Genomic DNA, 24,705 nt, shown 5'->3' on the forward strand with positions numbered 1-24,705 from the left:
CGCGACTATGTTATGGTCTGCAGATGGACCGCGCCATTCCCCCGCCACTCTGGGCCTTTTTGCAGGACACCGATGCCGTCACCGGTCCGCCTCCAAAACCTATGCGCACACCGATCTTCATCCATGACGCGGTCACGCCATGGGGGCCAGAGACGATGCTGCTAAAGCTATTGCGCGAGCAGGTCGCCAATCAGGACGAATAAGTCGGGTGGTACTTGCCGCCCGGTGAGAGGGTGAAAATCTCGACCCCGTCCGCCGTGACACCCACCGAATGTTCAAACTGGGCTGACAGTGATTTGTCGCGCGTCACCGCAGTCCAATCATCGGCCAGCGTTTTGGTCTCGGGGCGGCCTAAATTCACCATTGGCTCAATGGTAAAGAACATGCCTTCTTCCAGCTTTGCACCGGTGCCCGGACGCCCATAATGCAGAACGTTCGGCGGCGCGTGGAACACCCGGCCCAACCCATGGCCGCAGAAGTCGCGCACAACGCTCATCCGGTGCGCCTCGACATAGGCCTGAATCGCGTGACCGATATCACCGAACGTGTTGCCCGGCTTGACCATCTCAATGCCTTTGAACAGCGCATCATGGGTCACCTGAATAAGTCGTTCGGCCTTGCGCGGCAGTTTTCCGGCCACATACATGCGCGAGGTGTCTCCGAACCAGCCATCGACAACAACGGTCACATCAACGTTCAGGATGTCGCCATCTTTCAGCTTTTTGTCGCCAGGAATACCATGGCAAACCACGTGATTGACGCTGATACAGCTGGCGTGTTGATAGCCCTTGTAGCCGATGGTCGCCGAGGTCGCGCCTGCATCCTCGACCATCCGTGTGATGATCCGATCAATCTCGCCAGTGGTTTGGCCAACAACGACATGGTCAGCGACATCATCCAGAATCCGCGCAGCCAGTTCCCCTGCCGCGTGCATTCCGGCAAAGTCACCCTGCTCATAGATGCGGATACCGTCCTTTGTCAGACGGCCACGATGTTCTTTCATCGACGCTAGGCTCCAAATGTTTCGCGCAGCACTCCTTTTACGCTGCTTGCGCAGAAAGTACCAGAGGGCGCGGCGTCGCATTGTAATGCTGTTGATCAAGTATCATATCGAAACAAATAGACCCTCGGAAATTTTTTGAGTGAACCGGGGCATGGTCTGTTCGAATTAATGAGACAGATAGGGCTTTGAAAATGATTAATAAATTCGACCCTGTGGGTGCCGAAGTGTCTGTTATTAGTGATTTGTTAAAAAATGGTCGTCCGGACAAAGCATACAAACGGGCAACCAAAGCCGCAAAAAAATGGCCGAAAGTGTCCGCTTTGCCCAAGCTCGCGGGATTGTGTGCAGTCCAGCAACAAAAATTCAAACTGGCGCAGACGAACTTTGAACGTGCGTGGCATTTGGATCCTGAAAACCAGGAATTGATCCAGAATTACGGGTTGAGTCTGGTACAGGGTGGAAACTCTGAAGACGCTTTGCGTTTCATAGATAAAGTTGGCACCCGGGCGGCTTTGACGCCATCCCAGCTTTACATTCAGGCTCTGGCGCTGCTGCGTGAAAACGAAGATGAATTGGCCCTGGTGGCCATCGACAAGGTGATAAAACAGCAACCGAAGAATTTGCAGGCTCTATGCCTGAAAGCCGATATCCTGGACGAGTTGCGCGAATGGACACGTGCGATTGACTTGCTGACCACACTTGTTGAACAAAACCCCAGATTTCACTTTGGCCGTTTGCGTCTGGCCAAGGCGCATGTCGGAATGGGGCAGATCGATGAAGCACTAACTCATGCTCGTGTGGCCCTTGATTTGATTCCGGACCATCCCGAAACGCTTGAATTCATGACGACACTGCCAAACCTGTCGCCGGATGATCGGTTGAAGCTGAAGGCCAATATATCCCAGACTCTTGAAGGCAAGCGGTCCTCTGGTCGCGAAGGGGCTGCGGTGGTTCATTTTGCAGCGGCGAGCCTGGCGCGTCACGACAAGGATACCGCAGTTGAGATGCAGCACCTGTCCGAGGCCCATGGATTTCTACGCGAGGGCCTGAAGGAGTGGGACTCGCGCAACGACAAGCAATGCCGCAAGATTCTGGCCGCATCTTTGCCAAACCCTACACCCGGACCACGAACCGATATTCCCCGACCGATATTTGTCGTTGGTCTGCCGCGATCCGGCACAACTCTGGTCGAGCGTATCTTGTCTGCCCATAGCGGTGTTCAGGGTCTGGGTGAACTTGCGTCAGTGCATCACTGGGCCCGAAAGGCCCATGCTCAGCCGTCCGAATGGCAAGCAGCGGATAAACTGGCCGATCATTATGCCGAAAACTTGCCAAACCTGACCGAAGGCGCGGTGGCTTTTGTGGATAAGGCACCGGGGAACTACGCGTATCTCGGGGCAATTGCCCAGGCCTTCCCCGATGCTGTTATCCTGAACGTCGAACGCGACCCCCGGGATGTTGCCCTGTCGATGTGGCGCACGCATTTTGGCGCGGCTGGGTTGTATTTCACACATGACCTGAAATGGATGGCGGCCGAGGCAAACCGATATCGCCGCTATGTTCTGCATTGGCAGCACCAGCTGCCGGGACGGATTCACAACATCGGGTATGAGCATCTGGTCAGCAATCTGAAAGACACGGTCGAAGACCTTGCCCGGATCTGCGATCTTCAGTTCCAAGAGGCTATGCTGTCGCCACATGACCTGTCTGATGCCGTCAAAACCGCAAGTAACTTGCAGGTCCGACAGCCCGTGAACACGTCTTCAGTCGGGCGTTGGCAATCTGTGGCAGACCATTTCAAACCCTTTGTCAAAGCCCTTGATGAGGATTTGTGGCCGGATGTTAAGGCTTTTTGAGGTAATATATTGAATTGACCTGTGTTGGGCGCTCGTTCAAAGAATCGTCGCTTCCAGCACAGGTCGATCAGAGACTATTTTGCAGGGACGGAACCCAAGCCAGCGCGCGCTTAGCCCGGAGTTCTTGATCGCGACCTTCAGCCGGTCAGAGAAGAAGACTCTGCTGAGAACGTTGCGATCCATCCAGAAATCCAGATCACTGGCGGCAGACGGGTTTACCGCCAGCTTGTTTTTCCCCTCGGGATTGGCTTGCCAGACGTCAGTGCTTTCGCCAACTTCCCGTAGTCCAGTGGACAGTTTTGGTACAAAAGTCTTCCGGTTTTCCAGAATATGCATCATGAACCAACGCCGTCCGGGATAGGGTGTTTGCTGGTCATACTCAAACAGCGGAACTTCGTGGAAGCGTGTGCGCCCAAGCTCGAACTTCATCAACAGATCACGCATTTCCGTTGACACGAAGATGAGGGCCATCGCTCCGGTGAAGATGTCCGGCAGGTTCTCTTTCTTTTTCTTTGGAAGATCATAGGATTCAAACCAAATGAATTTTGGATAGTCAGAGATCGAAATATCCTGAGCATCCTGATATCTGTCCTGAAATGCAACATAGCCCTCGGGACGTGGCGCATCCAGATGCACGTTTATTGGTTGGCTGTTTCGAGTGCTGTGGAGAAGGAGAGATTCCCAGACTTTTTTATGTGTCACTGTGGCCTCAGAATCTTTTGGTTAGAATTGGCAATATGCAGTCATAAAAGGGCTCAAGATTGAATTCACAGCAGTTTACCTGACATCAATCGGTCGTCTATCTTAATCCCTTCGGGCGAAACCCGAGTTCCATAGATCATCCGTTCTACGCCCTGTGCTTGTGCCGCATCAAATGCCGCCGCGTAGGTCGGGTCAATGTCTGCTGCCAGTGCAAATCGATGGCAATCCGTGCGTTGCACCAGATACAACATGATCGCGCGATGACCTTGCTGGGCCATCGCCTCCAGTTCCCCCAAATGCTTGGTGCCGCGGGCGGTGACGCTGTCGGGAAACTCGGCCAGACCGGGTTGGCGCGATAGGGTGACGCTTTTGACCTCAACATAGGCATCCGGCAGCCCTGGTTGGGTCAGCAGGAAATCAATGCGACTGTTTTCACCGTATTTCACCTCGGGCCGCACGGTTTGATAGGCGGCCAGTTCGGAAACCTCACCTGCTTCAAGCGCGGAACGCAGGGCTTTGTTGGGCACGGATGTGTCGACGCCGGTGAAATGCCCATTCTCATGATCCACCAGCCGCCAGCCGTATTTCAGCTTTTTCCTGGGGTCATCATTGGGCTCCAGCCAGATTTTCATACCCGGCTCGGCCAGTCCCAGCATTGAGCCTGGATTGGCGCAGTGGGCGGTGATCTCACGCCCGTCCTCCAGCGTGCAATCAGCCAGAAAGCGTTTGTAGCGGCGGATCAGGCGGGCGGGGACAAGAGGCGTCGGGAATCTCATACCCACCGCCATATCGCGCACCCGCCCGCAAGAAAAGGGTCAGACCAGACCCGCCATCACGCCGCCGTCAACATCCCAAACCGCCCCGGTGACCCAGGACGCGTCATCCGACAGCAGATGGGTGATTGTGTTGGCTACATCCTCGGGCCGACCGACGCGACCAATCGGGTGGAAGGCATCAAATCCGCTGGTCAGAGTGTCTTCGATCTGGTCCGGGTCGATGAACGCGCCGTAGATTGGCGTCACCACAACCGCAGGCGAAACAGCGTTGACGCGGATGCCGTGGGCCGCCAGCTCCATTGCAAGATGCTGGGTCAGTGAATGCAACCCAGCCTTGGCCATCGAATAGGCCGAGGACGGGGTCGCCCGAACCGCCTGCTTGGCCCACATAGAGCCTATGTTGACGATGCTGCCACTGCCGTTGGCCTTCATGTTCTCAGCCACGGCTTGGGTAATGAAAAACGTAGCGCGGTTTAAGTCCATGTAGCTGTCATAGTCTTCAAACCCATGCTCAAGGAACGGTTTGGGCGAGAATGTTCCAGCCGCGTTGATCAGACCCACGATGTGCTTGTCGCTTGTCTTGATCTCTTCAATCAAGGCTTCGACCTCGGCTGCATTGCGCAGGTTGACCTGCTGGGTTTCCGTAGAAGCGCCCAGCTCGGCCTTGGCGCCGTCCAGCTTGGCAGTTGACGAGCCGACCAGCGTGACATGCTGTCCCTTGGCCACGAGCTGCCTTGCTGCAGCCAGGCCCATTCCACTGGATCCACCGATGATAAGAGTTGTCGTTTGTGTCATGATCAGATTCCCTATCTACTGATAGGTAGATATATTGGAGTGGTGGTTTCCTTTTCAACCCCCTATCTAATGATAGATAGATTTCTTGGACGCGTGACCCATGGGAAAATCAGATAGACCCCTGACCGAGACGGCAACTCGTATCCTGGACGTGGCCGAGCGTATGGCACGGCTGGGCGGGTATAACGCCTTCAGTTTCCGCGATATCGCCAGCGAAATTGGCATCAAATCAGCCAGTATTCACTACCACTTCCCCACCAAGGAAGACTTGGGGGAGGTGCTGGTCAAGCGATACACCGAGCGGTTTCTGGACGCGTTGGGCCAGCCCGATGGGGCCTCTCCTACGGAACTACTCGCGCGGTATGTGCAGGTGTACCGGTCGGCCCTGATCGAACAAGACCTGATGTGCTTGTGCGGTATGTTTGGTGCAGAGATTGCAAAACTCCCCGACCCTGTGTCCAGGCAGACGCGGGATTTTTTTGAACGCAACCTTGCGTGGCTTGAAACCGTGTTCCAAGCGGCTGAGTCAAAGGATCCAAGAGCGCGTGCCGGTGAAACCATTGCCCAACTGGAGGGAGCGATGATCTTGGCACGGTCGCTGAATGACATGGACCTTTTCAACAGGATCACCGCAAATTTGCCGACGGAATCCTTGCGTCACTAACAATGGGACCTTGCGAGGCCGGTCAGGACGGATATCTTGCCCACACGTCGCAGCAAGAAAGGACAGGCCATGTCAAACCCAACCGCAGCCATGCTGGTGATCGGGGACGAAATCCTGTCGGGTCGTACGCGTGATGCCAATATGCACTATCTGGCCGGGGAACTGACCAAACAAGGCATCGATCTGAACGAAGTTCGCATCGTAAGTGACGATGCGCCCGCGATTGAGGCGGCGGCCAAAGCATTGTCTGAAACATATGACCACGTGTTTACCAGTGGTGGCATCGGTCCGACCCATGACGATATTACCGCCGATTGCATTGCCCGCGCCTTTGGGGCGCATATCGATGTGCGCGACGATGCCCGCGCGTTGCTGCAGGCCCACTATGACAACTCCGGTCTGGAATTGAATGCCGCGCGACTGCGGATGGCCCGTATTCCGGATGGAGCGGTTTTGATCGACAATCCGGTCTCGACCGCGCCTGGTTTCACCATAGAAAATGTGCATGTCATGGCCGGGGTCCCATTGGTGTTCCAGGCGATGGTTGCTAGTGTGCTGCCAACCCTGACCGGCGGTCGTCCCTTGTTGTCTCAAACTTTGCGCGTGAATCGGGGTGAGGGTGATATCGCCGCAACTCTGTCTGTGTTGGCCGGTGCGTTCGACGACCTTTCGATCGGGTGTTATCCGTTTCAGACCAACGGAGTGTTTGGGGCCAACGTGGTTGTCCGGGGTACCGATGGTGCGCGGATTGACGCGGCCATGACCCGGTTGGCGAAAGAGTTGCAGCTGTGATCCCTAACTGGGTCGACGTCGTCGACGGCACCTGGCCCGCTGCCCGATATGAAACGCTGGGTCCGTTTCAATTGCGCCAAGGGCAGGGCGGCGGCTCGCGCGTGTCAGCGGCCAATGCGCTGGGCGCCGCGACCGATGCAGACATCGACGCCGCCGAGGCAGCAATGCGAGCGATGGGACAGAGACGCATTTTCTGCCTGCATCCGGGTGACAAGATGCTGGATGCGCAGCTAGCCCGGCGGGGGTATGATATCCTTGATCCGGTCAATATCTATTCTTGCCCAGTGACCCGTCTGACCGACCAGCCCATCCCCCGTGTCACAGTATTTTCAATCTGGGAACCGCTTGTGATCATGCGCGAAATCTGGGCGTCAGGGGGTATAGGACCTGAACGAGTGGCGATTATGGAGCGTGCCAAAGGCCCTAAAACGGGCTTTCTTTTGCGTCACAACGATCAACCCTGTGGCACCGCGTTTGTCGCGATGCACGGCGATGTCGCAATGTTGCATGCACTGGAAATCTTGCCGGATCATCGACGTCAGGGATTGGGTCAATGGACCATGCGCGCTGCGGCCTTCTGGGCGATGGACAACGGCGCCCAGACCCTTAGCGTGATCTGCACCAAAGCCAATGACGGGGCCAATGGCCTCTACCGTGCGCTCGGGATGGAGATCGTCGGAGAATACCATTACCGTCAGCGTGTCGAAAGAGAGAGATCGTCGTGACAAAACAAGACATGCCCACCGCGTTGGACCTGCCCATGGTCGATCCGTTGCCGCCCGAGACGCAGAAGTATTTTGACATCTGTGTCGAGAAACTGGGCATGGTGCCAAATGTGCTGAAGGCCAATGCGTTTGACATCGAAAAGCTGAACGCTTTTGCGGCGATGTATAACGATCTGATGCTGTCAGGCAGTGGTCTGTCCAAGCTTGAACGAGAAATGATCGCGGTGGTCGTTTCGTCGATCAACAAGTGCTTCTATTGTCTTGTTGCCCACGGTGCAGCGGTACGGCAGTTGTCTGGAAATCCGCAATTGGGTGAGATGCTGGTGATGAATTACCGGGTCGCACCGCTGGATGGGCGTCAGCGCGCGATGCTGGACTTTGCAGCCAAGATGACCACAGCCAGTGCTGAAATCGAAGAACCGGACCGACAACGGCTGCGCGATGTAGGGTTCAGTGACCGCGACATCTGGGACGTTGCCAATGTGACTGGCTTTTTCAATATGTCGAACCGCGTGGCCAGCGCCACTGCGATGGTTCCAAACGAAGAGTATCACACGCAATTTCGATGATCCGATTTCTTGCCCTTTGCACCCTGATACTGGCCGGACCCGTTGCCGCGCAGGACCTGACGCTGCCCGCCAGTGCGCGCCAGATCAGCGAACGGATTTCACCATTGGACAGTTACGATCTGCCAACCGGTCCGTATGCCAATGGCTCGGTACCTGCCCGCACCGTAGAAGGTCACGTGGAACGGTTTTCCTGGCGCTTGCAAGCCGGATCCAGCACAACGCTTCAGCTTTTGGCGCCCTTACGTGACCAAATAGAGGCGCAGGGGTTTGACATCCTTTTCGAATGCGAAGCTCGCACCTGCGGAGGATTCGATTTTCGGTTCGGCACCGAGGTGATTCCGACCCCGGATATGTACGTCGCCATTCAGGACTATCGATTTCTTTCAGCCACCAAAGGGGCCGAGGTTCTGAGCCTTCTGGTCAGCCGCAACCCGCCAGATGGCTATGTCCAAATGATCCGCGTCACGCCCTTGGGGGCCCCAAGCCCGACCCCTGTTGTGATCGAGCAGACCGTTGACGGAACGGGTGGTCTTTTGGCCGAGTTTGAACGCACCGGTCACGTGATTCTGGATGATCTTCATTTTCGCACGGGTGAAGTGGCCTTGGGCGATGGCCCATTTGCTTCTTTGACCCTTCTGGCTGGCTTCTTAGCCGAAAACCCGGGCATGCGGCTCGCTTTGGTGGGTCACACAGATGATACCGGCGATCTGCAGGCAAATACTTCCGTCAGTACCCGCCGCGCACAAGCCGTGCGAACCCGGTTAATCAACGCGCACGGCGTAGCATCCGACCGGATCGAGGCGCAGGGTGTTGGCTATCTGGCCCCCATCACATCGAACGCAACCGCCGAAGGGCGGGATCTGAATCGCCGGGTCGAGGCGGTGTTGCTGTTGAACTGACATTTCTCAATACGTGCAGACAAAAAAAGACCCGCACCGAAGTGCGGGCCAGTCCACCGGGAGAAATTACCAATCCATCGGGCCCTTTTCGTTGAAGGACTCGACAAGAAAATCAATGAACGCCCTCACTTTGGGCTGCGTAAAGCGACCGGGCGGGTAAACCGCATAGACGCCCTGAACCTCATCAGGCAGGGATGGCATCGCATCCAGAACCTGTCCGGATTTCAGTGCATCCGCATATAAATAGCTGGGCAGATATGCGATTCCCAATCCGGAAATCGCCGCATTCAACAGCGACTGACCGTCATTTACGCTGAGCCAACCGGCTGTGCGAACCTGCCTCTTTTCGCCGGAGGGCGCGGTCAGTTTCCAGACATTGCCTGATGATTGGCTGGAGTAATGCAGCAGCTTATGCTCGTTCAGATCATCGATCTTTTGTGGGCGCCCAAATTTTTCGATGTAAGACGGGGCCGCAACCATTCGTTTGACGGTTTCGGTCAGCTTGCGTGCGCGCAGGGTGCTGTCTTCCAGCTCGCCAATGCGCACGGCTACGTCAAACCCTTCCGAAATCAGCTCAACGTAGCGGTTATTCAGCACCATGTTCACGGTGATATCGGGATAGGCCGACAGGAAATTCGACAGGACCGGAGACAGGTGATTGACGCCAAAATCGGTCGCAACACTAATCCGCAACAGGCCAGACGGCGCTGATTGCATCGAGGTCACCAGCGAGTCTGCCTCGCCAGCGTCATTCAATACGCGACGGGCGCGGTCGTAATAGGCCAGCCCGATCTCGGTCGGCGACACGCGGCGCGTCGTCCGGTTTAGCAGACGTGCGCCAAGACGTGCCTCAAGGCTTGAGACGTGCTTGGACACGGCCGATTTGGAGATGCCCATCTTTTTGGCCGCATCGGTGAAGCCACCCTGGTCCACCACATTGGCGAAGGCTTCCATTTCGGTCAGTCGGTCCATTCTCGTACCCCAGGTCTTGCTTTCGTGACTGAACTTGGCGCTCAATCTGGGCGGAAACGGGGCAGACATGGGATAATATCAGGGTTTTGAATCGGATCGTTTGCAGATGGGAAACGCGGAAACAGTGATTTCCAACCTGCCCGGAGGCCCCATTGATGCTGGTTTACTGGACTTTTTGCCAAACGTGCTATGCTGAGAGCGGCATTTTTGTGTCCAGGGAGGAAATCATGAAAGCCATTTTCGTCGCCGTTGCCTTATGTCTGTCCACCACCTTTGCCATGGCAGGTGGATCAACCCCATCCAACCCGGACGCGCAGGTTTATTTTGTGAATCTGTCGGATGGTGACACCGTTCAATCGCCTGTAACCGTTGTTTTTGGTCTAAATGGCATGGGGGTCGCACCGGCAGGAACCGAGAAGGAAAACACTGGGCACCACCACTTGTTGATCGACCGCCCACCGCTGGGCGAAGGGGAAGATGGCGCGGATGAGCTGGCTTATGGCTTGCCTGCAGATGACAATCACATCCATTTCGGCGGTGGTCAGACCGAGGTGACGCTGGATCTCACCCCTGGACCACACACGCTGCAGCTTGTGTTGGGCGATGCTGGCCACGTACCCCACGCAACACCGATCGTGTCAGAGGTAATCACAATCACGGTCGAGTAGTCGTCACACTCCGAATTGCTTGTCGAAAGCCTGAATGCCTGCGCGTGAAAACCGGATTATGCGGCTGTCTGGCTTTCGCGACACCCAACCGATGTCTTCCATGCGTGCCAGCATGGCACGTCCAAGCTTGCCAGCAAGATGGGTTTGCCGCTCGCTCCAGTCCAGGCACGGCCGGCATAGGGGCGCGCGGTTTTTGCTGAGCGTATCCAGATCGATTCCAAACGCGGAACAGAACTCAGATCCGGGAGCGGTCAGAATAACGCTGTCTGTGGAGACATCCAGAAACCCACGGGTTTGCATTGAGGTAAACAACTGTACACCCTTACTGCCTGCCAGATGGTTGTAACACACACGTGCTTCGCGCATTTCGGCGTCATTGGGTCCGGTCCGCGTGCGAAGATGCCCGCGTCCCGCGGCCAGCCCCATCAGATTCTCTAGCGTCTGCGCGACATCCTCACCGGACAGGCCGTAATATTTGTGGCGCCCCTGTCCCCGCAGGTGCAACAGCCCGCCTTCCAGCAGCTTTTTCAGATGCGAGCTTGCCGTTTGCGGGCTGATCCCCGCCTCGCGCGCCAACTCTCCGGCTGTCAGGGCTTTGCCCGACATCAAAGCCGTCAGCATGTTTGCGCGCGCGGGATCACCAATCAGCGCGGCCATCTGGGCAATATCTGGTCCGTCTTTCATAGTTCGACCATAGTCGAAGCATATAAGTCAGACAAGAGTGTATTCTGCGCTGGTCAACAATCGGAGCCTACAATGCTGACCTGTATCATTCGTTACCAGATCGACCCAACCAAGAAAGCGCAGTTCAAGACCTATGCCCAAAACTGGGGACAGGCGATTCCGCGCTGCGGCGCCGACCTGATCGGCTATTTCGCCCCGCACGAGGGGTCATTGACATTGGCCTACGGCATCTACAATGTTGCATGCCTCGCCGAATACGAAGCCTATCGCGCGCGCCTCAGCGCCGATCCGCTGGGGCAGGAGAACTACGCTTTTGCGCAAAAAGAACGGTTTATCCTGCGCGAGGATCGCACGTGGTTGAAGCTTGCTTCGGCCCCGCATGGGGAAGCCAAATGATTGCCGTCATATTCGAAGTCGAACCCGCGGATGGCGAAACCCAAACCTATCTGGACATAGCGGTAGATCTGCGACCGCTGTTGGATCAGATTGATGGGTTCATATCCGTCGAACGGTTTGAGAGTCTGGTGACCCCCGGCAAATACCTGTCATTGTCGTTCTGGCGGGATGAGGATGCGGTTGCCGAATGGCGACGCATGACACAACACCGCTTGGCCCAATCGCGGGGGCGATCGGGACTGTTTGCCGGATACCGGCTGAGGGTCGCTGCGGTTGTACGGGATTATGGGCTAGCTGATCGGGACCAAGCGCCGGAAACGCGCGGTGTTGGCTAACATGAGGGCACCTTAGACCAAATCAGAACTAGCCAGCGGGTCTGGTCCTGTCTGCCAAGACCACCTGTGCGCGTCTGATCCGGGTTATCCGAGATCAGCGTCTTGAACGACTCGCATAGGGGATTGGCCGCGTGCGCTGCATTCAGACACGCGGAGTTAAGTTACATGGCGGCCGCCAGACGTGTCCCCTGATTGATCGCGCGCTTGGCATCCAATTCGGCGGCCACGTCGGCGCCGCCAATCACATGCGGGGTAATCCCGCGTTCGATCAAATCATCGGCAAGGTTGCGATCCGAGACCTGACCCGCGCATAGAACAATCGTGTCCGCTTCGATGACGGTTGGATCTGTCCGCTCTTCTCCAAAGCTGACATGCAGGCCAGTGTCGTCGATCCGCTCGTAATTCACGCCGCCGACGAAATTGACATTCTTCATCTTCAGCGTTGCACGGTGAATCCAACCGGTGGTTTTTCCCAGACCCTTGCCATGTGCCTGCTTCTTGCGTTGCAGCAACGTAACCTGCCGCGCAGGTGCTTCGGGCTGAGGTCCTTCCGGGGCAAGGCCCGAACGGTGCTCGGCAGGGTCCGTGACGCCCCATTCCTTCATCCACAAAGGCAGATCGGTTGTTGGGCTATGGCCCTCTTCCAGCAGGAATTCGGACACGTCAAAGCCGATGCCACCTGCACCAACCACAGCGACCGACTTGCCCACCTTGGCTTTGCCGCGCAAGACGTCGATGTAGTCCAGAACATTGTCGCCATCCTGCCCCGGTATCTGCGGATCGCGCGGGGTGACACCGGTGGCGATTACAACCTCGTCAAAGCCCACCAAGTCGTCTGCGCCAACTTCGCGGCCCAGTTCGATCCTGACACCCAGATCGGTGATCATGGTGCGGTACCAGTCAACCAGCCCCCAGAATTCTTCTTTACCCGGCACTTGTTTGGCCATGTTCAACTGTCCGCCAACCTCATCGGCGCGGTCGAACAAGGTAACGTAGTGGCCGCGCTGGGCTGCGGTCATCGCGGTGGAAAGCCCGGCCGGACCGGCGCCGACAACGGCCACTTTTTTCGCGGTGTCCGCTGTGCCAATAACCAGCTCGGTCTCATGACAGGCGCGAGGGTTAACCAGGCACGAGGTCAGCTTGCCATTGAAGGTATGATCCAGACAGGCCTGATTGCAGGCAATACAAGGTGCAATCGTAGCGCCCGCTCCAGATATCGCTTTGTTGACGAATTCCGCGTCGGCCAGCATCGGGCGCGCCAGCGACACCATGTCGGCGCACCCCGTCGACAGAACCTCTTCTGCTACTTCCGGAGTATTGATCCGGTTGGACGTGATCACCGGGATCGACACCTTGCCCATCAGCTTTTTTGTCACCCAGGCGAAGGCCGCGCGTGGCACGCTGGTGGCAATCGTCGGGATCCGCGCCTCGTGCCAGCCGATGCCGGTATTGATGATGGTGGCGCCGGCGTTTTCGATCCGCTGCGCCAGTTCAACAACCTCGTCATGGGTTGACCCGTTGGGCACCAGATCGATCATCGACAGGCGGTAGATGATGATGAAATCCGTGCCCACAGCCTCGCGCGTGCGTCGTACAACGTCGATGGGCAAGCGCATCCGGTTTTCGTAAGACCCGCCCCAGCGATCGGTACGCTTATTGGTGTGGGTGACGAGAAACTGGTTGAGGAAATAACCCTCGGACCCCATGATCTCGACCCCGTCATAGCCGGCTTTCTGGGCCAGAACGGCTGCGTTGACGATATCGCTGATCTGCTTTTCGATGCCGTCTTCGTCCAGCTCATGAGGCGGGAACGGAGAAATAGGAGATTTCACCGGGCTGGGCGCAACGCATTTCGGGCCATAGGCGTAACGACCGGCATGCAGAATCTGCATGGCGATCTTGCCGCCCGCGTCGTGCACCCGCTGTGTAACGATGGAATGGTTCGCAACCTCTTTGTCGTTCGTCATCATAGAAGCGCCCGGCAGCACTGACCCTTCAAGGTTCGGGCCAATGCCCCCTGTCACCATCAGTGCGACACCCCCGCGCGCGCGATCGGCATAAAACTCGGCCACCCGGTTCCAGTCGCCAGTTTCCTCAAGGCCTGTATGCATTGAGCCCATCAGGACTCGGTTCTTCAACGTGGTAAAGCCCAAGTCCAGCGGGGCCAGCATATTTGGGTACTCAGTCAAGGCGAACTCTCCCTCCCGATTTGGGCCGTAGATTGACGCGAACGTAATCGTTGTCACGCGAAACCTAACGTCACACCCTTTGCGGGCGCTGCGGCTCTTGTTACAGGTTGACCAAACAACCCATGAGGCCGCGCATGACCCCGGAAGACATCGCCAAATTACCCTATCGTCCCTGCGTCGGGCTGATGTTGATGAACGCGGAGGGCAAGATTTTCGTCGGTCAGCGCAACGACCGCCACAAGGACGCCTGGCAAATGCCTCAGGGCGGCGTGGACAAGGGCGAAGCCCCGGGCGATGCCGCCTTGCGCGAGTTGTGGGAAGAGACCGGAGTGACCGCCGATCTGGTCGAGATCATCGCTGAGACTGAAGGGTGGTTGCCTTACGATCTGCCCCACGACATCGTTCCAAAGATCTGGAAAGGCCGTTATCGCGGTCAGGAGCAGAAATGGTATCTGCTCCGCTTTTCCGGCCGTGACGACCAGATCAACATTGAGACCGATCATCCGGAATTCACCCGCTGGAAATGGCAGGATCAGGATCGTTTAGTAGAAGAAATTGTGCCCTTCAAGCGGGACGTTTATACACGCGTGGTTGCCGAGTTCAGCGATTATCTGGGTTAGCAACGTTCCCTCACTCGCGTTGTCTGACGTGTCACTGACGCTCCGGAAACTGTGGACATCTAAGGTGTCAGCATTTAGCGCAAGACATCCCATTTAAGATTTCGCCATGACCCAAACGACCTACCCAAGCCCGGTTCTCTCCCATCGTCGCGCTGATATGGTTGTCCATGCGATTGGGCTGGTATTGATCCTGTCGGCTGGCGGTTTACTTGTCTCCAAATCCTACATCAACCTTCAAGGCGGGTTGGTGTTTGCGGTCGCTGTGTATGTCTTGTGCGCGCTCGCGTCCAACTTGGCCTCCTGCGCCTACCACTTCTCGGGGTTGCATCAAAATCGCAAATTGCTGCGCCGTATTGATCACGCCGCGATTTATCCCAGCATTTGTGGGACGTTCACACCATTTTTCGTGCTGGCCGGGACAACATGGACGATGACCTTGCTTTGGGTGTGTTGGGGTCTGACCGCAGTGGCCGTGTGGAACAAAATCACAAACGAAACGGTTAAATCCCGGTGGTCGACGGCTTCATATCTTGGGCTGGGGGCAATCGGATTGAGTGCGATACCCGATCTTACAAGCGTACCCATCGCCACATTGTGGTGTATCGTGGGTGGGGCGGCCTGTTATGTCATCGGCACGGTATTCTACGCCCAAAAGGCTTTACCTTTCCGGTATGCGATATGGCACACTTGGGTGAATTTTGGCGGAATAATGATGTTTGCTGGCATTTGGATGGCCCTGTTCACACAAGGATAGAGCCACCCAAGCGGAGAGAGCTTTGCGCCATCTCCAATGCGACGGGCTTTAAAGCAGCCCTTCGCCTCGCAACAGTTCAAGCATGTTTGCCTCGGGGCGTGGTCCGATGTGGCTGATGACTTCGCGGGCACAGACATTGCCGATGCGCGCGCAAGTCTCGTAGTCCCGGCCTGTGGCCATACCAAACAAAAACCCGGCGGCGAATTGATCACCGGCACCTGTTGCATCCACTGGCACAACTTTTTCTACTGGAACGTCGATACGGCTACCTTTGCTTAGAACGGTCACACCATCGCCTGAACGGGTGCACACGATCAGCGGACAAATCTCGGCCGTTTTGGCCAAGGCCTCTTCCAGGTCGTCGGTTTCAAACAGCGATTTGATCTCGGCCTCGTTGCCAATCACGAAATCCAATTCGTTTTCGATCAGCAGCAGGAAATCCACGCGGTGGCGTTCCACGCAAAACGGATCGGAAATGGCGATCCCGGCCTTGCCGCCGCCCTTATGGCAGTTGCGGGCCGCTTCAAGGAACGCGGCTTTGCCCTTTTCCTTGTCGAACAGATAGCCCTCAAGGAACATGATCTGGCTGTTGCCCGCTACGTCACTGGATACGTCTTTCGAGGAAAGCTCGGACGAAATCCCCAAATAGGTGTTCATCGAACGCTCACCATCGGGCGACACAAAGATCATCGACCGGGATGTGGGCAATTCTCCACCCGGTACCGGAGGGTTGACGAAATCCACGCCATCTTCGTTCATCGCGTCGGCGTAAAACCGGCCCAGCGCGTCATCATGCACTCGCCCGATAAACGCGGCGTCCAGACCCAATGCACCCGCACCTGCAATCGTATTGGCAACAGACCCACCGGGTGTCTGAACCCGGGTTTCCATCGCGGCATACAGAACTTCACCGCGATCCCGTTCGATCAGCTGCATGATGCCCTTTTCAATGCCCATCAATTCCAGAAAACTGTCATCGGCCTGAGAAATAACGTCCACAACGGCATTTCCGATGCCTGTCAGTTGGTAGGTTTTCATAGAGTTTTGTCCTCAAATTCGCAGAGATCGCGGATGATACAGGTGGGGCATTGCGGCTTGCGCGCTTTGCAGTGATAGCGGCCATGTAGGATCAGCCAGTGATGCGCGTGCAGTTGAAAATCGGCCGGGATGTTGTCTTCGATGGCCCGTTCGACGGTGTCAACGTCTTTGCCCGGGCAAATTCCGGTGCGATTGCCGACGCGGAAAATATGGGTGTCCACCGCCTGTGCCGGCTGTCGCCACCACATATTTAGAACCACATTCGCGGTTTTCCGTCCGACACCCGGTAATGATTGCAGTGCGGCGCGGGAATTGGGGACCTCGCCGCCGTAGTCTTCGACCAGAATACGGCTCAGCTTGATCACGTTTTTGGCCTTTTGGCGAAACAGGCCGATGGTCTTGATATGTTCGATCAGGCCCTCTTCGCCCAGGTCCAGCATCTTTTGCGGTGTATCGGCGACTTTGAACAGGTTGCGCGTGGCTTTGTTGACGCCTGCGTCCGTGGCCTGCGCCGACAAGGCAACGGCCACAACCAGCGTATACACATTCACATGCTCCAGCTCACCCTTGGGTTCCGGGTCTGCGTCGTGGAAACGTGTAAAGATCTCGCGGATCGTGTGGTAGTCGAGTTGTTTTGCCATCCGGCCCTTAATGCCGCCGGTCTGGCCTTGGCACAAGCCCAAAGGCTTTGCGCAAGTTCCGGGTCGCGAGGTCGTGGCCTGCGCGCTATTGTTGTTTCAACGAGTGAGGTAAGTCATGAACATTCAGAATCCCGAGACCGGCTATCACTACAACGTCATGCGGCGGGCGATCGAGTTGATCGATCAAGGGGGCGAAACCCTGAGCCTTGAAGATCTCGCCCGCCAGATGGATATGAGCCCTGCACATTTCCAGCGGCTATTCTCACGCTGGACCGGTGTGTCGCCAAAGCGGTATCAGCAATATCTGACGCTGGGCCACGCCAAGGCGTTGCTGCGTGAGAGATTCACAACGCTGGAAACGGCCCACAATGTTGGGCTGTCCGGCAGTGGGCGTTTGCACGATTTGTTCCTGAAATGGGAATCCATGAGCCCGGGCGAATATGCTCGCAAAGGTGCCGACCTGTCCATCTATTGGGGGTGGTTCGAAAGCCCGTTCGGTCCGGCTTTGGTCATGGGGACAGACAAGGGCATCTGCGGTGTGGCCTTTGGTGCAGAGACCGGCGAAGAAAACGCGATGGAGGACATGTTGTCCCGATGGCCAATGGCGGCATTTGTCGAAGACCCAATGCGTCTGCGGCCCTGGGCTCTCAGCGCCTTTGGCTCGGCCAGCGATCGGTTAGAACTCACGCCGCTTTATCTGATCGGCTCACCCTTGCAGATCAAAGTGTGGGAAGCCCTGATGCATATCCCGTCGGGTCAGGTCACGACATATTCCGAGATCGCACAACGGGTTGGATCGCCGCAGGCGGTTCGCGCTGTGGGTACGGCTGTTGGGCGAAACCCTGTGAGCTGGCTGATCCCCTGCCACCGCGCCCTGCGCAAATCCGGTGGATTGGGCGGGTACCATTGGGGTCTGCCGGTCAAACGCGCAATGCTGGCCTATGAAGCGGCGCAGGTTGACGCTTAGGGCGAGAAAAGGTTTGGGCTTTCTAGGTCGGTTCATGTGATACTCGGCTGTTAATGACGCAAGATTCCTGGCCGACACCCCAAACATTTGCCGCATGGACCATTCCGGTATCCGTTGCCGTTCTGACATTAAAGCTTCTGGCCTGGTGGTTGACCGGGTCCGTTGCTTTACTGTCGGATGCATTGGAATCAATCGTCAATGTTGCTGCGGCTTCACTGGCCTACTTCGCCGTTTGGATTTCATCGAAACCACCCGACAAGAAACACCCGTTTGGCCATAAAAAGGCTGAATATCTGTCCGCCGTCGTCGAAGGCGTCCTGATCGTTCTGGCCGCAGTTCTGATCATCCGCGAGGCCATTTCGGCGTTGCCCAATCCACATCTGGATGATTCCCCTTTTCTTGGGCTGGCGATCAACATGCTGGCCACTTGCCTGAATGGCGCCTGGGCCTTTGTTCTTCTTCGGGTCGGGCGACGCGAGAAATCGCCGGCTTTGCAAGCCAGTGCCCGTCATATCTTCACGGATATTCTGACTTCGGTTGGCGTTGTCGCTGGATTGTTGTTTGCCATGGCAAGTGGATGGCTGATCCTGGACCCGATCATCGCGATTCTGGTTGCCCTGAACATCCTGTGGGAGGGGTGGAAGGTCATCCGACACTCGGTCGACGGGTTGATGGATGTCTCTTTATCTGATGCTGAATTACAGGCTGTTCGCAATGGTATTGAGGCAAATCTCGGCCCGGCGCTGCAATATCACGACCTGCGCGGTCGCCGGTCTGCAAATATGATTTTTGCTGAGTTTCATCTGGTGGTCGACGGCAAAATGTCCGTCGCTGCGGCGCATGATATCTGCGACGATATCGAAGCCGCCCTTCTGAATGAGTTCCCGGGGTCGGTATTTGTTATCCATCTTGAGCCAGACAGTGAGCTGAAAAGCGCAGGCACTTGATTGACAGGACGTTCAACCGATGACAATACACCGCGCAGGTTCGGGTATCCTGCCGTTCGCGGTCAATTGGCCATGGTGAAACCCGAGTTTCCTGACATCTGTTGCCCAAGCTCCCGGCGCACGGATGGAAATGCGAACCCCGTCCAGAATTCGCGCCCGTTCAAGGAAACGAGGCAAGACATGAAGACATCAGACATCGCTCGGATTGACGAGCTGAAAGCCCAGGCGAAACGATTGCGGGAAGACCTGCGACATGAGGGCGTTGAGATTTCACATAGCAGGGCGCTGGAATTGCTGGCCCATCAGCACGGCGTTCGCGATTGGAACACGTTGCACGCAATGGCCGCAAACCGGATGCGTTTGCGCGTTGGCGACCGGGTTTCCGGGCTCTATCTAGGGCAGCCATTTACTGCGGAAATCCGTGGAATGACCATGCTGGGTGACGGAGGACATCGCCGCGTTACTCTGCATTTCGACGCGCCCGTGGACGTTGTGCAGTTCGACAGCTTTTCGGCCTTTCGGCAGCGCGTCACCGGAGAGATTGGATGGGATGGTCGATCCAAGCGACATACGTCAAACGGCGAGCCGCAGTTGGTGGTGCACCCGGTTTGATCGAATAAGGCGGGGGCGAAAGGCCCTGCGCCAACCAAACACTGACCATTCCGACCCGTTTCCTGCGCAATCTTAACTTCGCAATCGCTTCGAGCAGTATCCGGGTCGCGGGATCATCGGGCGGTGTTTTATCGGTTCTCCTGCCAATAAACAGGAGAGTTGGAATGGATTTTGCAGATCAGACACTCATTGTCACCGGAGCGAACAGCGGCATCGGCAAGGCCGCCGCTGAGGTGCTGGCGAAACAGGGCGCGCGACTTGTCCTTGGCGCCCGCCGATCCGAGCCGTTGGACAGCGTCGCACACGAGATTGAAAAAAAAGGTGGCCATGCGATCGCCGTGGCCGGGGATATCGGCGACCCAGACTACGCGGCAAAGCTGGTCAAGGCAGCTGAAGATCACTTCGGATCCCTGAACGGTGCCTTCAACAATGCGGGCATTGTTGGAGATCTGGCGGCGGCAGAAAACATGTCTTTGTCGACCTGGGAAGACGTCCTGCGCACCAACCTGACCAGCGCCTTTCTGGCAGCGAAGGTGCAAATCCCGGCCCTGAAACGCGCGGGCAGCGGCACATTGCTGTTTACGTCGTCATTCGTTGGTTATTCAAACGGTGGCTTGCCGGGAATGGGGGCCTATGCTGCGTCAAAGGCTGGCTTGATCGGTTTGGTACAGTCGTTGGCCGCGGATCATGGCAAAGACAACATCAGGGTCAACGCAATCCTGCCTGGTGGCACCATGACCCCTATGGCCGGAGATGACCCGGATATTCATACATATATCTCGGGCAAGCACGCGCTGGGGCGTTTGGCGCAGCCTGCAGAAATAGCGCGGACGGCGCTGTTCCTGTTATCTCAAAACGCCAGTTTCGTGACTGGCAGCGCGATGCTGGCCGATGGTGGCGTGTCCGTGCGTTTTGATTGAACAGTTTTGGCCGCCTGAATGAGGCGGCCAAAGCCCAACCTGTCGGTTATTCGGCGGCCCAGCCGCCAACTGCTTTGACCTCAAGAAAATCCTCTAGACCCCAGACGCCGCCTTCGCGGCCGTTGCCGGATTGCTTCATACCGCCAAAGGGCGAACCCGCACTGCGCGATTTGCCGTTCATCTCGACCATCCCGGATCTCAGCACGCGCGCCATACGATTGGCGCGGTCGCCGTCCTGCGTCTGGACATAGTTGGTCAGGCCGTAAGGCGTGTCGTTGGCGATCTCGACGGCCTCTTCTTCGGTGTCAAACGGGATCATGGTCAGCACTGGGCCAAAGATTTCCTCGCGGGCGATGGTCATCTGGTTGTTGGCGTCAGCAAAGACTGTGGGGCGCACGTAGTACCCCTTGTTCAGGCCCTCGGGCCGTCCAGTGCCACCAGCAACAAGGCGGGCACCTTCGTCGATGCCTTTCTGGATCAGGTCCTGGATCTTGCCCCACTGAAGCTCGTTCACAACCGGGCCGATATGGCGACCTTCTTCTGACGCCGGTCCAACTGAAACCTTGTTGGCCACCTCTGCTGCCGTCTCTACGGCCTGATCATAGATCGGGCGCTGCACCAACATCCGGCTGGGGGCGTTACAGCTTTGACCGGTGTTGTTCATCATATGCAAAACGCCGCGTTTGACGGCCTTTTCATCGGCATCCGCAAAGACCACATTCGCGCCTTTGCCACCCAGTTCCAGATGCACCTTTTTCAACGTATCGGCGGCGGCTTTGGAAATCGCCGTTCCCGCACGGGTCGAGCCGGTAAAGCTGACCATATCCACATCCGGATGCGCCGAGAGTTGCGAACCAACACCCGCACCGTCCCCGTTCACCAGATTGAACACACCGGGCGGGAAGCCTGCCTCATCCATCATCTCGGCGAAGATCATCGCGTTCAACGGGCTTTGTTCGGACGGCTTCAGAACCATCGTGCAGCCCGCAATCGCCGCCGCACCAACTTTTAGCGTGACTTGATTCATCGGCCAGTTCCATGGCGTGATCAACGCTGCGACTCCAACGGCCTCATAGATGATCCGGTCATTGGGGGCATGCTCGCCCAGTGGGCGTTCAAACTCAAACGCTTTGGCGGCACGAACAAAACCATCAAGATGCCAGGACCCGGCCCCGACCTGTTGACTGCGCGCCATGTCAATTGGCGCGCCCATCTCCTGCGACATGGCTTGTGCCAGATCCTCAGTGCGGGTCTGGTAAATGCTGATCAGTTTTTCAACCAACGCAATACGATCAGCGGCGGGGGTTGCCATCCAGCCAGGCAGGGCCGCCTTGGCTGCAGCAACGGCCGCGTTGGTATCTGCTTCGGACCCCAGTGAAATCACCGCACACGGATCTTCGGTCGATGGGTTAATCACCTCGAAGTCATTTGCCGCAGATGGGGCAGCCCACTGTCCGTTGATATAGAAATTGCGTTTTTCGATCATGGCACGTCCTCCTGACCATACAGCCACTGGGGCAGTTTCGCGGCCACTCTGTCATCGGTATGCAGGGCGGGCAAGAGGGAGAAATCGAAATTTGATCAAATTATTTTGGGCGAAACAGGGCTAAATAAATTCGGCGGTTCCAAACGGATGGTTTAACCTGCGCGCAAAGTGTTTAGGTTTACAGCAACCGACTCGGTTTTTAACAGGAAAGGAGATGCCCCATGGGTTTGCGCATCAACGATACGGTCCCGAATTTCACGGCAGAAACGGATCACGGCACTATTCAGTTTCATGACTGGATTGGCGACAGCTGGGCCATCCTGTTCTCACACCCGAAAGACTTCACGCCTGTCTGCACCACCGAGTTCTCGGCCGTTGCCCAGTTGAACGACGAGTGGGCCGCCCGGAACACCAAGGTGATCGGCGTGTCTGTGGATGGCGTTGAAGACCACAAAAAGTGGAAAAAGGACATCGAGGAATACGGCAAAGCCAATGCCGGATTCCCGATTATCGCCGACGACGGCCTGGCCGTGTCTAAAGCCTTCGATATGCTGCCCGCCGAAGCTTATCTACCCGACGGCCGCACGCCAGCCGACAGCGCCACGGTGCGCTCGGTTTTCATCATCGGGCCTGACAAGCAGCTGAAGCTTTCGATGACATATCCGATGACAGTTGGTCGGAACTTCGCCGAGATCCTGCGTGCGCTGGATGGTCTTCAGATGAGCTCAAAGGGTGTTGCGACGCCAGCAAATTGGGTGCCGGGTGAAGATGTCATTATCCCACCCAGCGTTTCGAACGAAGATGCCAAGGCGAAATTTGGCGAGTTCGAAACGATCTTCCCTTATCTGCGCAAAACCAAAGCGCCATCGTAATATGGAAGGGGGCCGCTGGCCCCCTGATCCTCGTTAGGCGCATTCCAAGTTTGGTGACATCGGCGGGAGTTGCGGATGTAGGTGCAGTTTTGTCCGGTACGCAGCACGTTTGAACTCGCGGGTCATCTTGTCACTGACAGGTGGATTCGATTGAATTGTCGAACCGCCGATTTCACCGCCACTTACTGATTTCCGCTGCCCGATGGGGTTTGTAGCGAAGTTTCGCGCTGTTTGACCGGTATCTGGACATAGTGATCGGGCGTTGCAATCGGCCGCAGAATCTTCAGAACCTGCTTTATGCTGTCCAGGTCTACGCGTAAGCCTGCTTTGGCGATGATCGCGAGGCCGATCCGCTCTTCCATCATTTTTTGCCATATCTGGCGGTGGCTTTGAAAGGCCCCGATTTCTGCAGGTCGCAAAGCGAACGGAGAGTGGCGACGGTGCAGTTTACCGCGATGGATGCGGATACCCGCGACCTGATCCGTGTCCCGCCCATCTACAGCCTACAAGAGCTTGGCATTGGGCAAGTTTCAGCAAAGCTGTTCGGCATTGGGCCGTCGCGCTGTGCCGGTAGACATATGGATGATAAAGGACCGCATGCCCACTGAGCTAGTTGGGGAAACGAAATCGGGGGTAAACACTGCCATTTGATTGGGCCAAAATCCATAGCGTCGGTTTAAACGGATACGGATCGTTCTAAGGTTGTTGTGGGCGAACCCGAGCGTCACGGTGACTGAGGTACCCTGTGCCCAGCGGAACAGAAAAATCGCGTTGCAACAAACGTGCCTCGTACGGTTTCATTACAGGCAAAGCCGTCTCCCCATACCCAGTGTCCTTGGTCATCAGTTTAGGAAACAGGTCGTATAGTTCGCGCTTGGTCTCTGCGGCCAGCGCGCTGAGCGTAACGGCGCCGGGGAAGAAAGATTCAGACCAGATGCCTTCGACATTCACCAACTCATGCTGGTCAAACAGGATGTGAATATATTGAACACCCCGGTCGGGCGGTTCTTGAGTGATTGTCGTACCATCAATCAGCCCCTTGGCCGGGGCGAGCATGACCGGATCCGCGTAGTAGAGCTCCATGCTAACGGACGAGACTGCAATCCGGTGTTGGGGTGAGACCAGAAGGTCGCGGCTTGGGCAGTCCTTTCCGAAACTGCCCTTCCTGATCCGAACGGGGCATAGATGTGGGTCCTGTTTCAACTCGGCAATCGAGAGGCGCCGCCGCCCGATCCAGCGGACCGGTTTCACGCTGCCGTCGCCAACATATACCGGATCACCGGGATGAAGCGTCTCAATCCGACGCATGCCTGTTGGCGTCTGGATCAGTGAGCCTGCGGTGAAGCAAACAAATGTCGGTAGTGTATCGTAGTCAACAGGTGGGGCGGTTATGATTGAATTGTTGGTGCCCGCAATGACGTTGCCCACCTGCACCTGGCCGGAGGTAACGACGATGTACTGTGGGTTAGAGAATTGCAGCAAAGTGAACGTGACCGGATTTCCGCCCACATTTCCACTATAGGTTTCGAAGGTCTGGAAGTTTGTGGAATTGCCGATAAATCCGGGAACGCCGCTGACATCAATCTGCTGGCCCCCGTCCGCATCAGGGTCTTCCAGCGCATCGTCACCGTCGACAATCGCAACCTGAAATGACTGCAGAACCGTGACGTTTGTACTGCTTAGCGGGTCGTTATTGATCTCGTAAATGGTAATGAACTTCATGGCTGAAATACGCCTCGGGAAAACTCAAAAGTTTAAATGCTCCTATATTTATACACGCGTAACGTGCAGATGCCTAGCGTTGTTCAGGACTATCAGCAGGT

The 24,705-nt window shown here is 56.5% G+C and carries 29 protein-coding genes; 17 read left to right on the forward strand and 12 right to left on the reverse strand.

What is annotated here, in order from left to right; all coding sequences use genetic code 11:
* The first annotated feature begins 23 nt into the window (after window positions 1-23).
* The gene (locus Q1B21_RS11370; RefSeq protein ID WP_299889435.1) at window positions 24-203 is read left to right on the forward strand and encodes a hypothetical protein; all 180 of its coding nucleotides are present in this window, start codon (window positions 24-26) and stop codon (window positions 201-203) included.
* Here Q1B21_RS11370 and map read toward each other — a convergent pair.
* The gene (gene map / locus Q1B21_RS11375; protein WP_299889437.1) at window positions 191-1,003 is read right to left on the reverse strand and encodes a type I methionyl aminopeptidase; all 813 of its coding nucleotides are present in this window, start codon (window positions 1,001-1,003) and stop codon (window positions 191-193) included. The genes Q1B21_RS11370 and map overlap by 13 nt on opposite strands.
* Before the next feature lie 191 nt (window positions 1,004-1,194).
* On the opposite strand from map, the gene Q1B21_RS11380 reads away from it, so the two are divergent.
* Window positions 1,195-2,859 (forward strand): tetratricopeptide repeat-containing sulfotransferase family protein, encoded by a 1,665-nt coding sequence (locus Q1B21_RS11380; protein WP_299889439.1) that lies wholly within the window; start codon window positions 1,195-1,197, stop codon window positions 2,857-2,859.
* A 36-nt stretch (window positions 2,860-2,895) separates the two neighbouring features.
* Here the strand turns inward: Q1B21_RS11380 and Q1B21_RS11385 are convergent, their stop codons facing one another.
* The 3 genes from Q1B21_RS11385 to Q1B21_RS11395 form a co-directional block, all read right to left on the reverse strand.
* Window positions 2,896-3,561 (reverse strand): hypothetical protein, encoded by a 666-nt coding sequence (locus tag Q1B21_RS11385; protein WP_299889441.1) that lies wholly within the window; start codon window positions 3,559-3,561, stop codon window positions 2,896-2,898.
* 65 nt (window positions 3,562-3,626) lie between these two features.
* Entirely contained in the window at window positions 3,627-4,337 is a 711-nt protein-coding gene (gene sfsA, locus Q1B21_RS11390; RefSeq protein ID WP_299889443.1) for a DNA/RNA nuclease SfsA, read from the reverse strand.
* A 39-nt stretch (window positions 4,338-4,376) separates the two neighbouring features.
* Entirely contained in the window at window positions 4,377-5,132 is a 756-nt protein-coding gene (locus Q1B21_RS11395; RefSeq protein WP_299889445.1) for an SDR family NAD(P)-dependent oxidoreductase, read from the reverse strand.
* Window positions 5,133-5,232: 100 nt separating this feature from the next.
* Between Q1B21_RS11395 and Q1B21_RS11400 the strand changes: the two genes are divergently transcribed.
* From Q1B21_RS11400 to Q1B21_RS11420, 5 genes are all read left to right on the forward strand, one after another.
* On the forward strand, window positions 5,233-5,796 hold the full coding sequence (locus Q1B21_RS11400; RefSeq protein ID WP_299889447.1) for a TetR/AcrR family transcriptional regulator: 564 nt from the start codon (window positions 5,233-5,235) through the stop codon (window positions 5,794-5,796).
* Between the two features lie 69 nt (window positions 5,797-5,865).
* Window positions 5,866-6,588 (forward strand): molybdopterin-binding protein, encoded by a 723-nt coding sequence (locus tag Q1B21_RS11405; protein ID WP_299079191.1) that lies wholly within the window; start codon window positions 5,866-5,868, stop codon window positions 6,586-6,588.
* Complete coding sequence (locus Q1B21_RS11410) at window positions 6,585-7,313, forward strand: GNAT family N-acetyltransferase (RefSeq protein WP_299889449.1); 729 nt, start codon at window positions 6,585-6,587, stop codon at window positions 7,311-7,313. The genes Q1B21_RS11405 and Q1B21_RS11410 overlap by 4 nt, the downstream gene beginning before the upstream one ends.
* On the forward strand, window positions 7,310-7,882 hold the full coding sequence (locus Q1B21_RS11415; RefSeq protein ID WP_299889451.1) for a peroxidase-related enzyme: 573 nt from the start codon (window positions 7,310-7,312) through the stop codon (window positions 7,880-7,882). The genes Q1B21_RS11410 and Q1B21_RS11415 overlap by 4 nt, the downstream gene beginning before the upstream one ends.
* A complete protein-coding gene (locus Q1B21_RS11420; protein ID WP_299889453.1) occupies window positions 7,879-8,781 on the forward strand; it encodes an OmpA family protein in 903 nt (300 codons plus the stop codon). The genes Q1B21_RS11415 and Q1B21_RS11420 overlap by 4 nt, the downstream gene beginning before the upstream one ends.
* A gap of 66 nt (window positions 8,782-8,847) precedes the next feature.
* Here the strand turns inward: Q1B21_RS11420 and Q1B21_RS11425 are convergent, their stop codons facing one another.
* Window positions 8,848-9,753, reverse strand: coding sequence for a LysR family transcriptional regulator (locus Q1B21_RS11425; protein ID WP_120634856.1), 906 nt, complete (start codon window positions 9,751-9,753; stop codon window positions 8,848-8,850).
* 227 nt (window positions 9,754-9,980) lie between these two features.
* Here Q1B21_RS11425 and Q1B21_RS11430 point away from each other — a divergent pair, with 227 nt between their 5' ends.
* Entirely contained in the window at window positions 9,981-10,421 is a 441-nt protein-coding gene (locus tag Q1B21_RS11430; RefSeq protein WP_299889455.1) for a DUF4399 domain-containing protein, read from the forward strand.
* Between the two features lie 3 nt (window positions 10,422-10,424).
* On the opposite strand, the gene Q1B21_RS11435 is transcribed toward Q1B21_RS11430, so the two are convergent.
* Window positions 10,425-11,105 (reverse strand): helix-turn-helix transcriptional regulator, encoded by a 681-nt coding sequence (locus Q1B21_RS11435; protein ID WP_299889457.1) that lies wholly within the window; start codon window positions 11,103-11,105, stop codon window positions 10,425-10,427.
* A gap of 72 nt (window positions 11,106-11,177) precedes the next feature.
* Here Q1B21_RS11435 and Q1B21_RS11440 point away from each other — a divergent pair, with 72 nt between their 5' ends.
* Together Q1B21_RS11440 and Q1B21_RS11445 are read left to right on the forward strand one after the other, a co-directional pair.
* The gene (locus Q1B21_RS11440; RefSeq protein WP_299889459.1) at window positions 11,178-11,501 is read left to right on the forward strand and encodes an NIPSNAP family protein; all 324 of its coding nucleotides are present in this window, start codon (window positions 11,178-11,180) and stop codon (window positions 11,499-11,501) included.
* Window positions 11,498-11,836, forward strand: coding sequence for an antibiotic biosynthesis monooxygenase (locus Q1B21_RS11445; RefSeq protein ID WP_299889461.1), 339 nt, complete (start codon window positions 11,498-11,500; stop codon window positions 11,834-11,836). Before Q1B21_RS11440 ends, Q1B21_RS11445 begins: the two co-directional genes overlap by 4 nt.
* Before the next feature lie 161 nt (window positions 11,837-11,997).
* Here the strand turns inward: Q1B21_RS11445 and Q1B21_RS11450 are convergent, their stop codons facing one another.
* Window positions 11,998-14,025 carry an NADPH-dependent 2,4-dienoyl-CoA reductase gene (locus tag Q1B21_RS11450; RefSeq protein ID WP_299889463.1) on the reverse strand — a complete coding sequence of 676 codons (2,028 nt, stop codon included), beginning with the start codon at window positions 14,023-14,025 and terminating at the stop codon, window positions 11,998-12,000.
* A 134-nt stretch (window positions 14,026-14,159) separates the two neighbouring features.
* Between Q1B21_RS11450 and Q1B21_RS11455 the strand changes: the two genes are divergently transcribed.
* Together Q1B21_RS11455 and Q1B21_RS11460 are read left to right on the forward strand one after the other, a co-directional pair.
* Window positions 14,160-14,645 carry an RNA pyrophosphohydrolase gene (locus Q1B21_RS11455; protein WP_299079180.1) on the forward strand — a complete coding sequence of 162 codons (486 nt, stop codon included), beginning with the start codon at window positions 14,160-14,162 and terminating at the stop codon, window positions 14,643-14,645.
* Between the two features lie 106 nt (window positions 14,646-14,751).
* Window positions 14,752-15,399 (forward strand): hemolysin III family protein, encoded by a 648-nt coding sequence (locus tag Q1B21_RS11460; RefSeq protein ID WP_299889465.1) that lies wholly within the window; start codon window positions 14,752-14,754, stop codon window positions 15,397-15,399.
* Between the two features lie 48 nt (window positions 15,400-15,447).
* Here the strand turns inward: Q1B21_RS11460 and Q1B21_RS11465 are convergent, their stop codons facing one another.
* A complete protein-coding gene (locus Q1B21_RS11465; RefSeq protein WP_298934336.1) occupies window positions 15,448-16,437 on the reverse strand; it encodes an adenosine kinase in 990 nt (329 codons plus the stop codon).
* Complete coding sequence (nth, locus tag Q1B21_RS11470) at window positions 16,434-17,078, reverse strand: endonuclease III (RefSeq protein ID WP_299889468.1); 645 nt, start codon at window positions 17,076-17,078, stop codon at window positions 16,434-16,436. Before nth ends, Q1B21_RS11465 begins: the two co-directional genes overlap by 4 nt.
* A 115-nt stretch (window positions 17,079-17,193) precedes the next feature.
* Between nth and Q1B21_RS11475 the strand changes: the two genes are divergently transcribed.
* From Q1B21_RS11475 to Q1B21_RS11490, 4 genes are all read left to right on the forward strand, one after another.
* Entirely contained in the window at window positions 17,194-18,045 is an 852-nt protein-coding gene (locus Q1B21_RS11475) for a bifunctional helix-turn-helix domain-containing protein/methylated-DNA--[protein]-cysteine S-methyltransferase (protein ID WP_299889470.1), read from the forward strand.
* Between the two features lie 53 nt (window positions 18,046-18,098).
* Window positions 18,099-18,992 carry a cation diffusion facilitator family transporter gene (locus Q1B21_RS11480; RefSeq protein WP_299889472.1) on the forward strand — a complete coding sequence of 298 codons (894 nt, stop codon included), beginning with the start codon at window positions 18,099-18,101 and terminating at the stop codon, window positions 18,990-18,992.
* A 180-nt stretch (window positions 18,993-19,172) separates the two neighbouring features.
* A complete protein-coding gene (locus tag Q1B21_RS11485) occupies window positions 19,173-19,604 on the forward strand; it encodes a glyoxalase superfamily protein (RefSeq protein ID WP_299889474.1) in 432 nt (143 codons plus the stop codon).
* Between the two features lie 164 nt (window positions 19,605-19,768).
* Window positions 19,769-20,524: an SDR family oxidoreductase gene (locus Q1B21_RS11490; protein WP_299889476.1), complete on the forward strand. Its 756-nt coding sequence runs from the start codon at window positions 19,769-19,771 to the stop codon at window positions 20,522-20,524.
* Window positions 20,525-20,570: 46 nt separating this feature from the next.
* On the opposite strand, the gene Q1B21_RS11495 is transcribed toward Q1B21_RS11490, so the two are convergent.
* On the reverse strand, window positions 20,571-22,010 hold the full coding sequence (locus Q1B21_RS11495; protein ID WP_299889478.1) for an aldehyde dehydrogenase family protein: 1,440 nt from the start codon (window positions 22,008-22,010) through the stop codon (window positions 20,571-20,573).
* A gap of 221 nt (window positions 22,011-22,231) precedes the next feature.
* Here Q1B21_RS11495 and Q1B21_RS11500 point away from each other — a divergent pair, with 221 nt between their 5' ends.
* Window positions 22,232-22,882 carry a peroxiredoxin gene (locus tag Q1B21_RS11500; RefSeq protein ID WP_298934350.1) on the forward strand — a complete coding sequence of 217 codons (651 nt, stop codon included), beginning with the start codon at window positions 22,232-22,234 and terminating at the stop codon, window positions 22,880-22,882.
* Between the two features lie 182 nt (window positions 22,883-23,064).
* Here Q1B21_RS11500 and Q1B21_RS11505 read toward each other — a convergent pair whose 3' ends face one another.
* Both Q1B21_RS11505 and Q1B21_RS11510 read right to left on the reverse strand, forming a co-directional pair.
* Entirely contained in the window at window positions 23,065-23,244 is a 180-nt protein-coding gene (locus Q1B21_RS11505) for a hypothetical protein (RefSeq protein ID WP_299889480.1), read from the reverse strand.
* 334 nt (window positions 23,245-23,578) lie between these two features.
* Window positions 23,579-24,604, reverse strand: coding sequence for a Hint domain-containing protein (locus tag Q1B21_RS11510; RefSeq protein WP_299889481.1), 1,026 nt, complete (start codon window positions 24,602-24,604; stop codon window positions 23,579-23,581).
* Window positions 24,605-24,705: the final 101 nt, after the last annotated feature.

Source organism: uncultured Ruegeria sp. (genome assembly GCF_947504215.1).
Classification (GTDB): Bacteria; Pseudomonadota; Alphaproteobacteria; order Rhodobacterales; family Rhodobacteraceae; genus Ruegeria.

Coding starts and splice junctions, on each gene's coding strand:
- Q1B21_RS11400 (WP_299889447.1), top strand. CDS start 5,233: ATGGGAAAATCAGATAGACCCCTGACCGAGACGGCAACTCGTATCCTG.
- Q1B21_RS11420 (WP_299889453.1), top strand. CDS start 7,879: ATGATCCGATTTCTTGCCCTTTGCACCCTGATACTGGCCGGACCCGTT.
- Q1B21_RS11445 (WP_299889461.1), top strand. CDS start 11,498: ATGATTGCCGTCATATTCGAAGTCGAACCCGCGGATGGCGAAACCCAA.
- Q1B21_RS11370 (WP_299889435.1), top strand. CDS start 24: ATGGACCGCGCCATTCCCCCGCCACTCTGGGCCTTTTTGCAGGACACC.
- Q1B21_RS11430 (WP_299889455.1), top strand. CDS start 9,981: ATGAAAGCCATTTTCGTCGCCGTTGCCTTATGTCTGTCCACCACCTTT.
- Q1B21_RS11500 (WP_298934350.1), top strand. CDS start 22,232: ATGGGTTTGCGCATCAACGATACGGTCCCGAATTTCACGGCAGAAACG.
- Q1B21_RS11380 (WP_299889439.1), top strand. CDS start 1,195: ATGATTAATAAATTCGACCCTGTGGGTGCCGAAGTGTCTGTTATTAGT.
- Q1B21_RS11405 (WP_299079191.1), top strand. CDS start 5,866: ATGTCAAACCCAACCGCAGCCATGCTGGTGATCGGGGACGAAATCCTG.
- Q1B21_RS11490 (WP_299889476.1), top strand. CDS start 19,769: ATGGATTTTGCAGATCAGACACTCATTGTCACCGGAGCGAACAGCGGC.
- Q1B21_RS11460 (WP_299889465.1), top strand. CDS start 14,752: ATGACCCAAACGACCTACCCAAGCCCGGTTCTCTCCCATCGTCGCGCT.
- Q1B21_RS11480 (WP_299889472.1), top strand. CDS start 18,099: ATGACGCAAGATTCCTGGCCGACACCCCAAACATTTGCCGCATGGACC.
- Q1B21_RS11435 (WP_299889457.1), bottom strand. CDS start 11,105: ATGAAAGACGGACCAGATATTGCCCAGATGGCCGCGCTGATTGGTGAT.
- Q1B21_RS11465 (WP_298934336.1), bottom strand. CDS start 16,437: ATGAAAACCTACCAACTGACAGGCATCGGAAATGCCGTTGTGGACGTT.
- Q1B21_RS11475 (WP_299889470.1), top strand. CDS start 17,194: ATGAACATTCAGAATCCCGAGACCGGCTATCACTACAACGTCATGCGG.
- sfsA (WP_299889443.1), bottom strand. CDS start 4,337: ATGAGATTCCCGACGCCTCTTGTCCCCGCCCGCCTGATCCGCCGCTAC.
- map (WP_299889437.1), bottom strand. CDS start 1,003: ATGAAAGAACATCGTGGCCGTCTGACAAAGGACGGTATCCGCATCTAT.
- Q1B21_RS11495 (WP_299889478.1), bottom strand. CDS start 22,010: ATGATCGAAAAACGCAATTTCTATATCAACGGACAGTGGGCTGCCCCA.
- Q1B21_RS11510 (WP_299889481.1), bottom strand. CDS start 24,604: ATGAAGTTCATTACCATTTACGAGATCAATAACGACCCGCTAAGCAGT.
- Q1B21_RS11425 (WP_120634856.1), bottom strand. CDS start 9,753: ATGGACCGACTGACCGAAATGGAAGCCTTCGCCAATGTGGTGGACCAG.
- Q1B21_RS11440 (WP_299889459.1), top strand. CDS start 11,178: ATGCTGACCTGTATCATTCGTTACCAGATCGACCCAACCAAGAAAGCG.
- Q1B21_RS11485 (WP_299889474.1), top strand. CDS start 19,173: ATGAAGACATCAGACATCGCTCGGATTGACGAGCTGAAAGCCCAGGCG.
- nth (WP_299889468.1), bottom strand. CDS start 17,078: ATGGCAAAACAACTCGACTACCACACGATCCGCGAGATCTTTACACGT.
- Q1B21_RS11455 (WP_299079180.1), top strand. CDS start 14,160: ATGACCCCGGAAGACATCGCCAAATTACCCTATCGTCCCTGCGTCGGG.
- Q1B21_RS11505 (WP_299889480.1), bottom strand. CDS start 23,244: ATGGAAGAGCGGATCGGCCTCGCGATCATCGCCAAAGCAGGCTTACGC.
- Q1B21_RS11395 (WP_299889445.1), bottom strand. CDS start 5,132: ATGACACAAACGACAACTCTTATCATCGGTGGATCCAGTGGAATGGGC.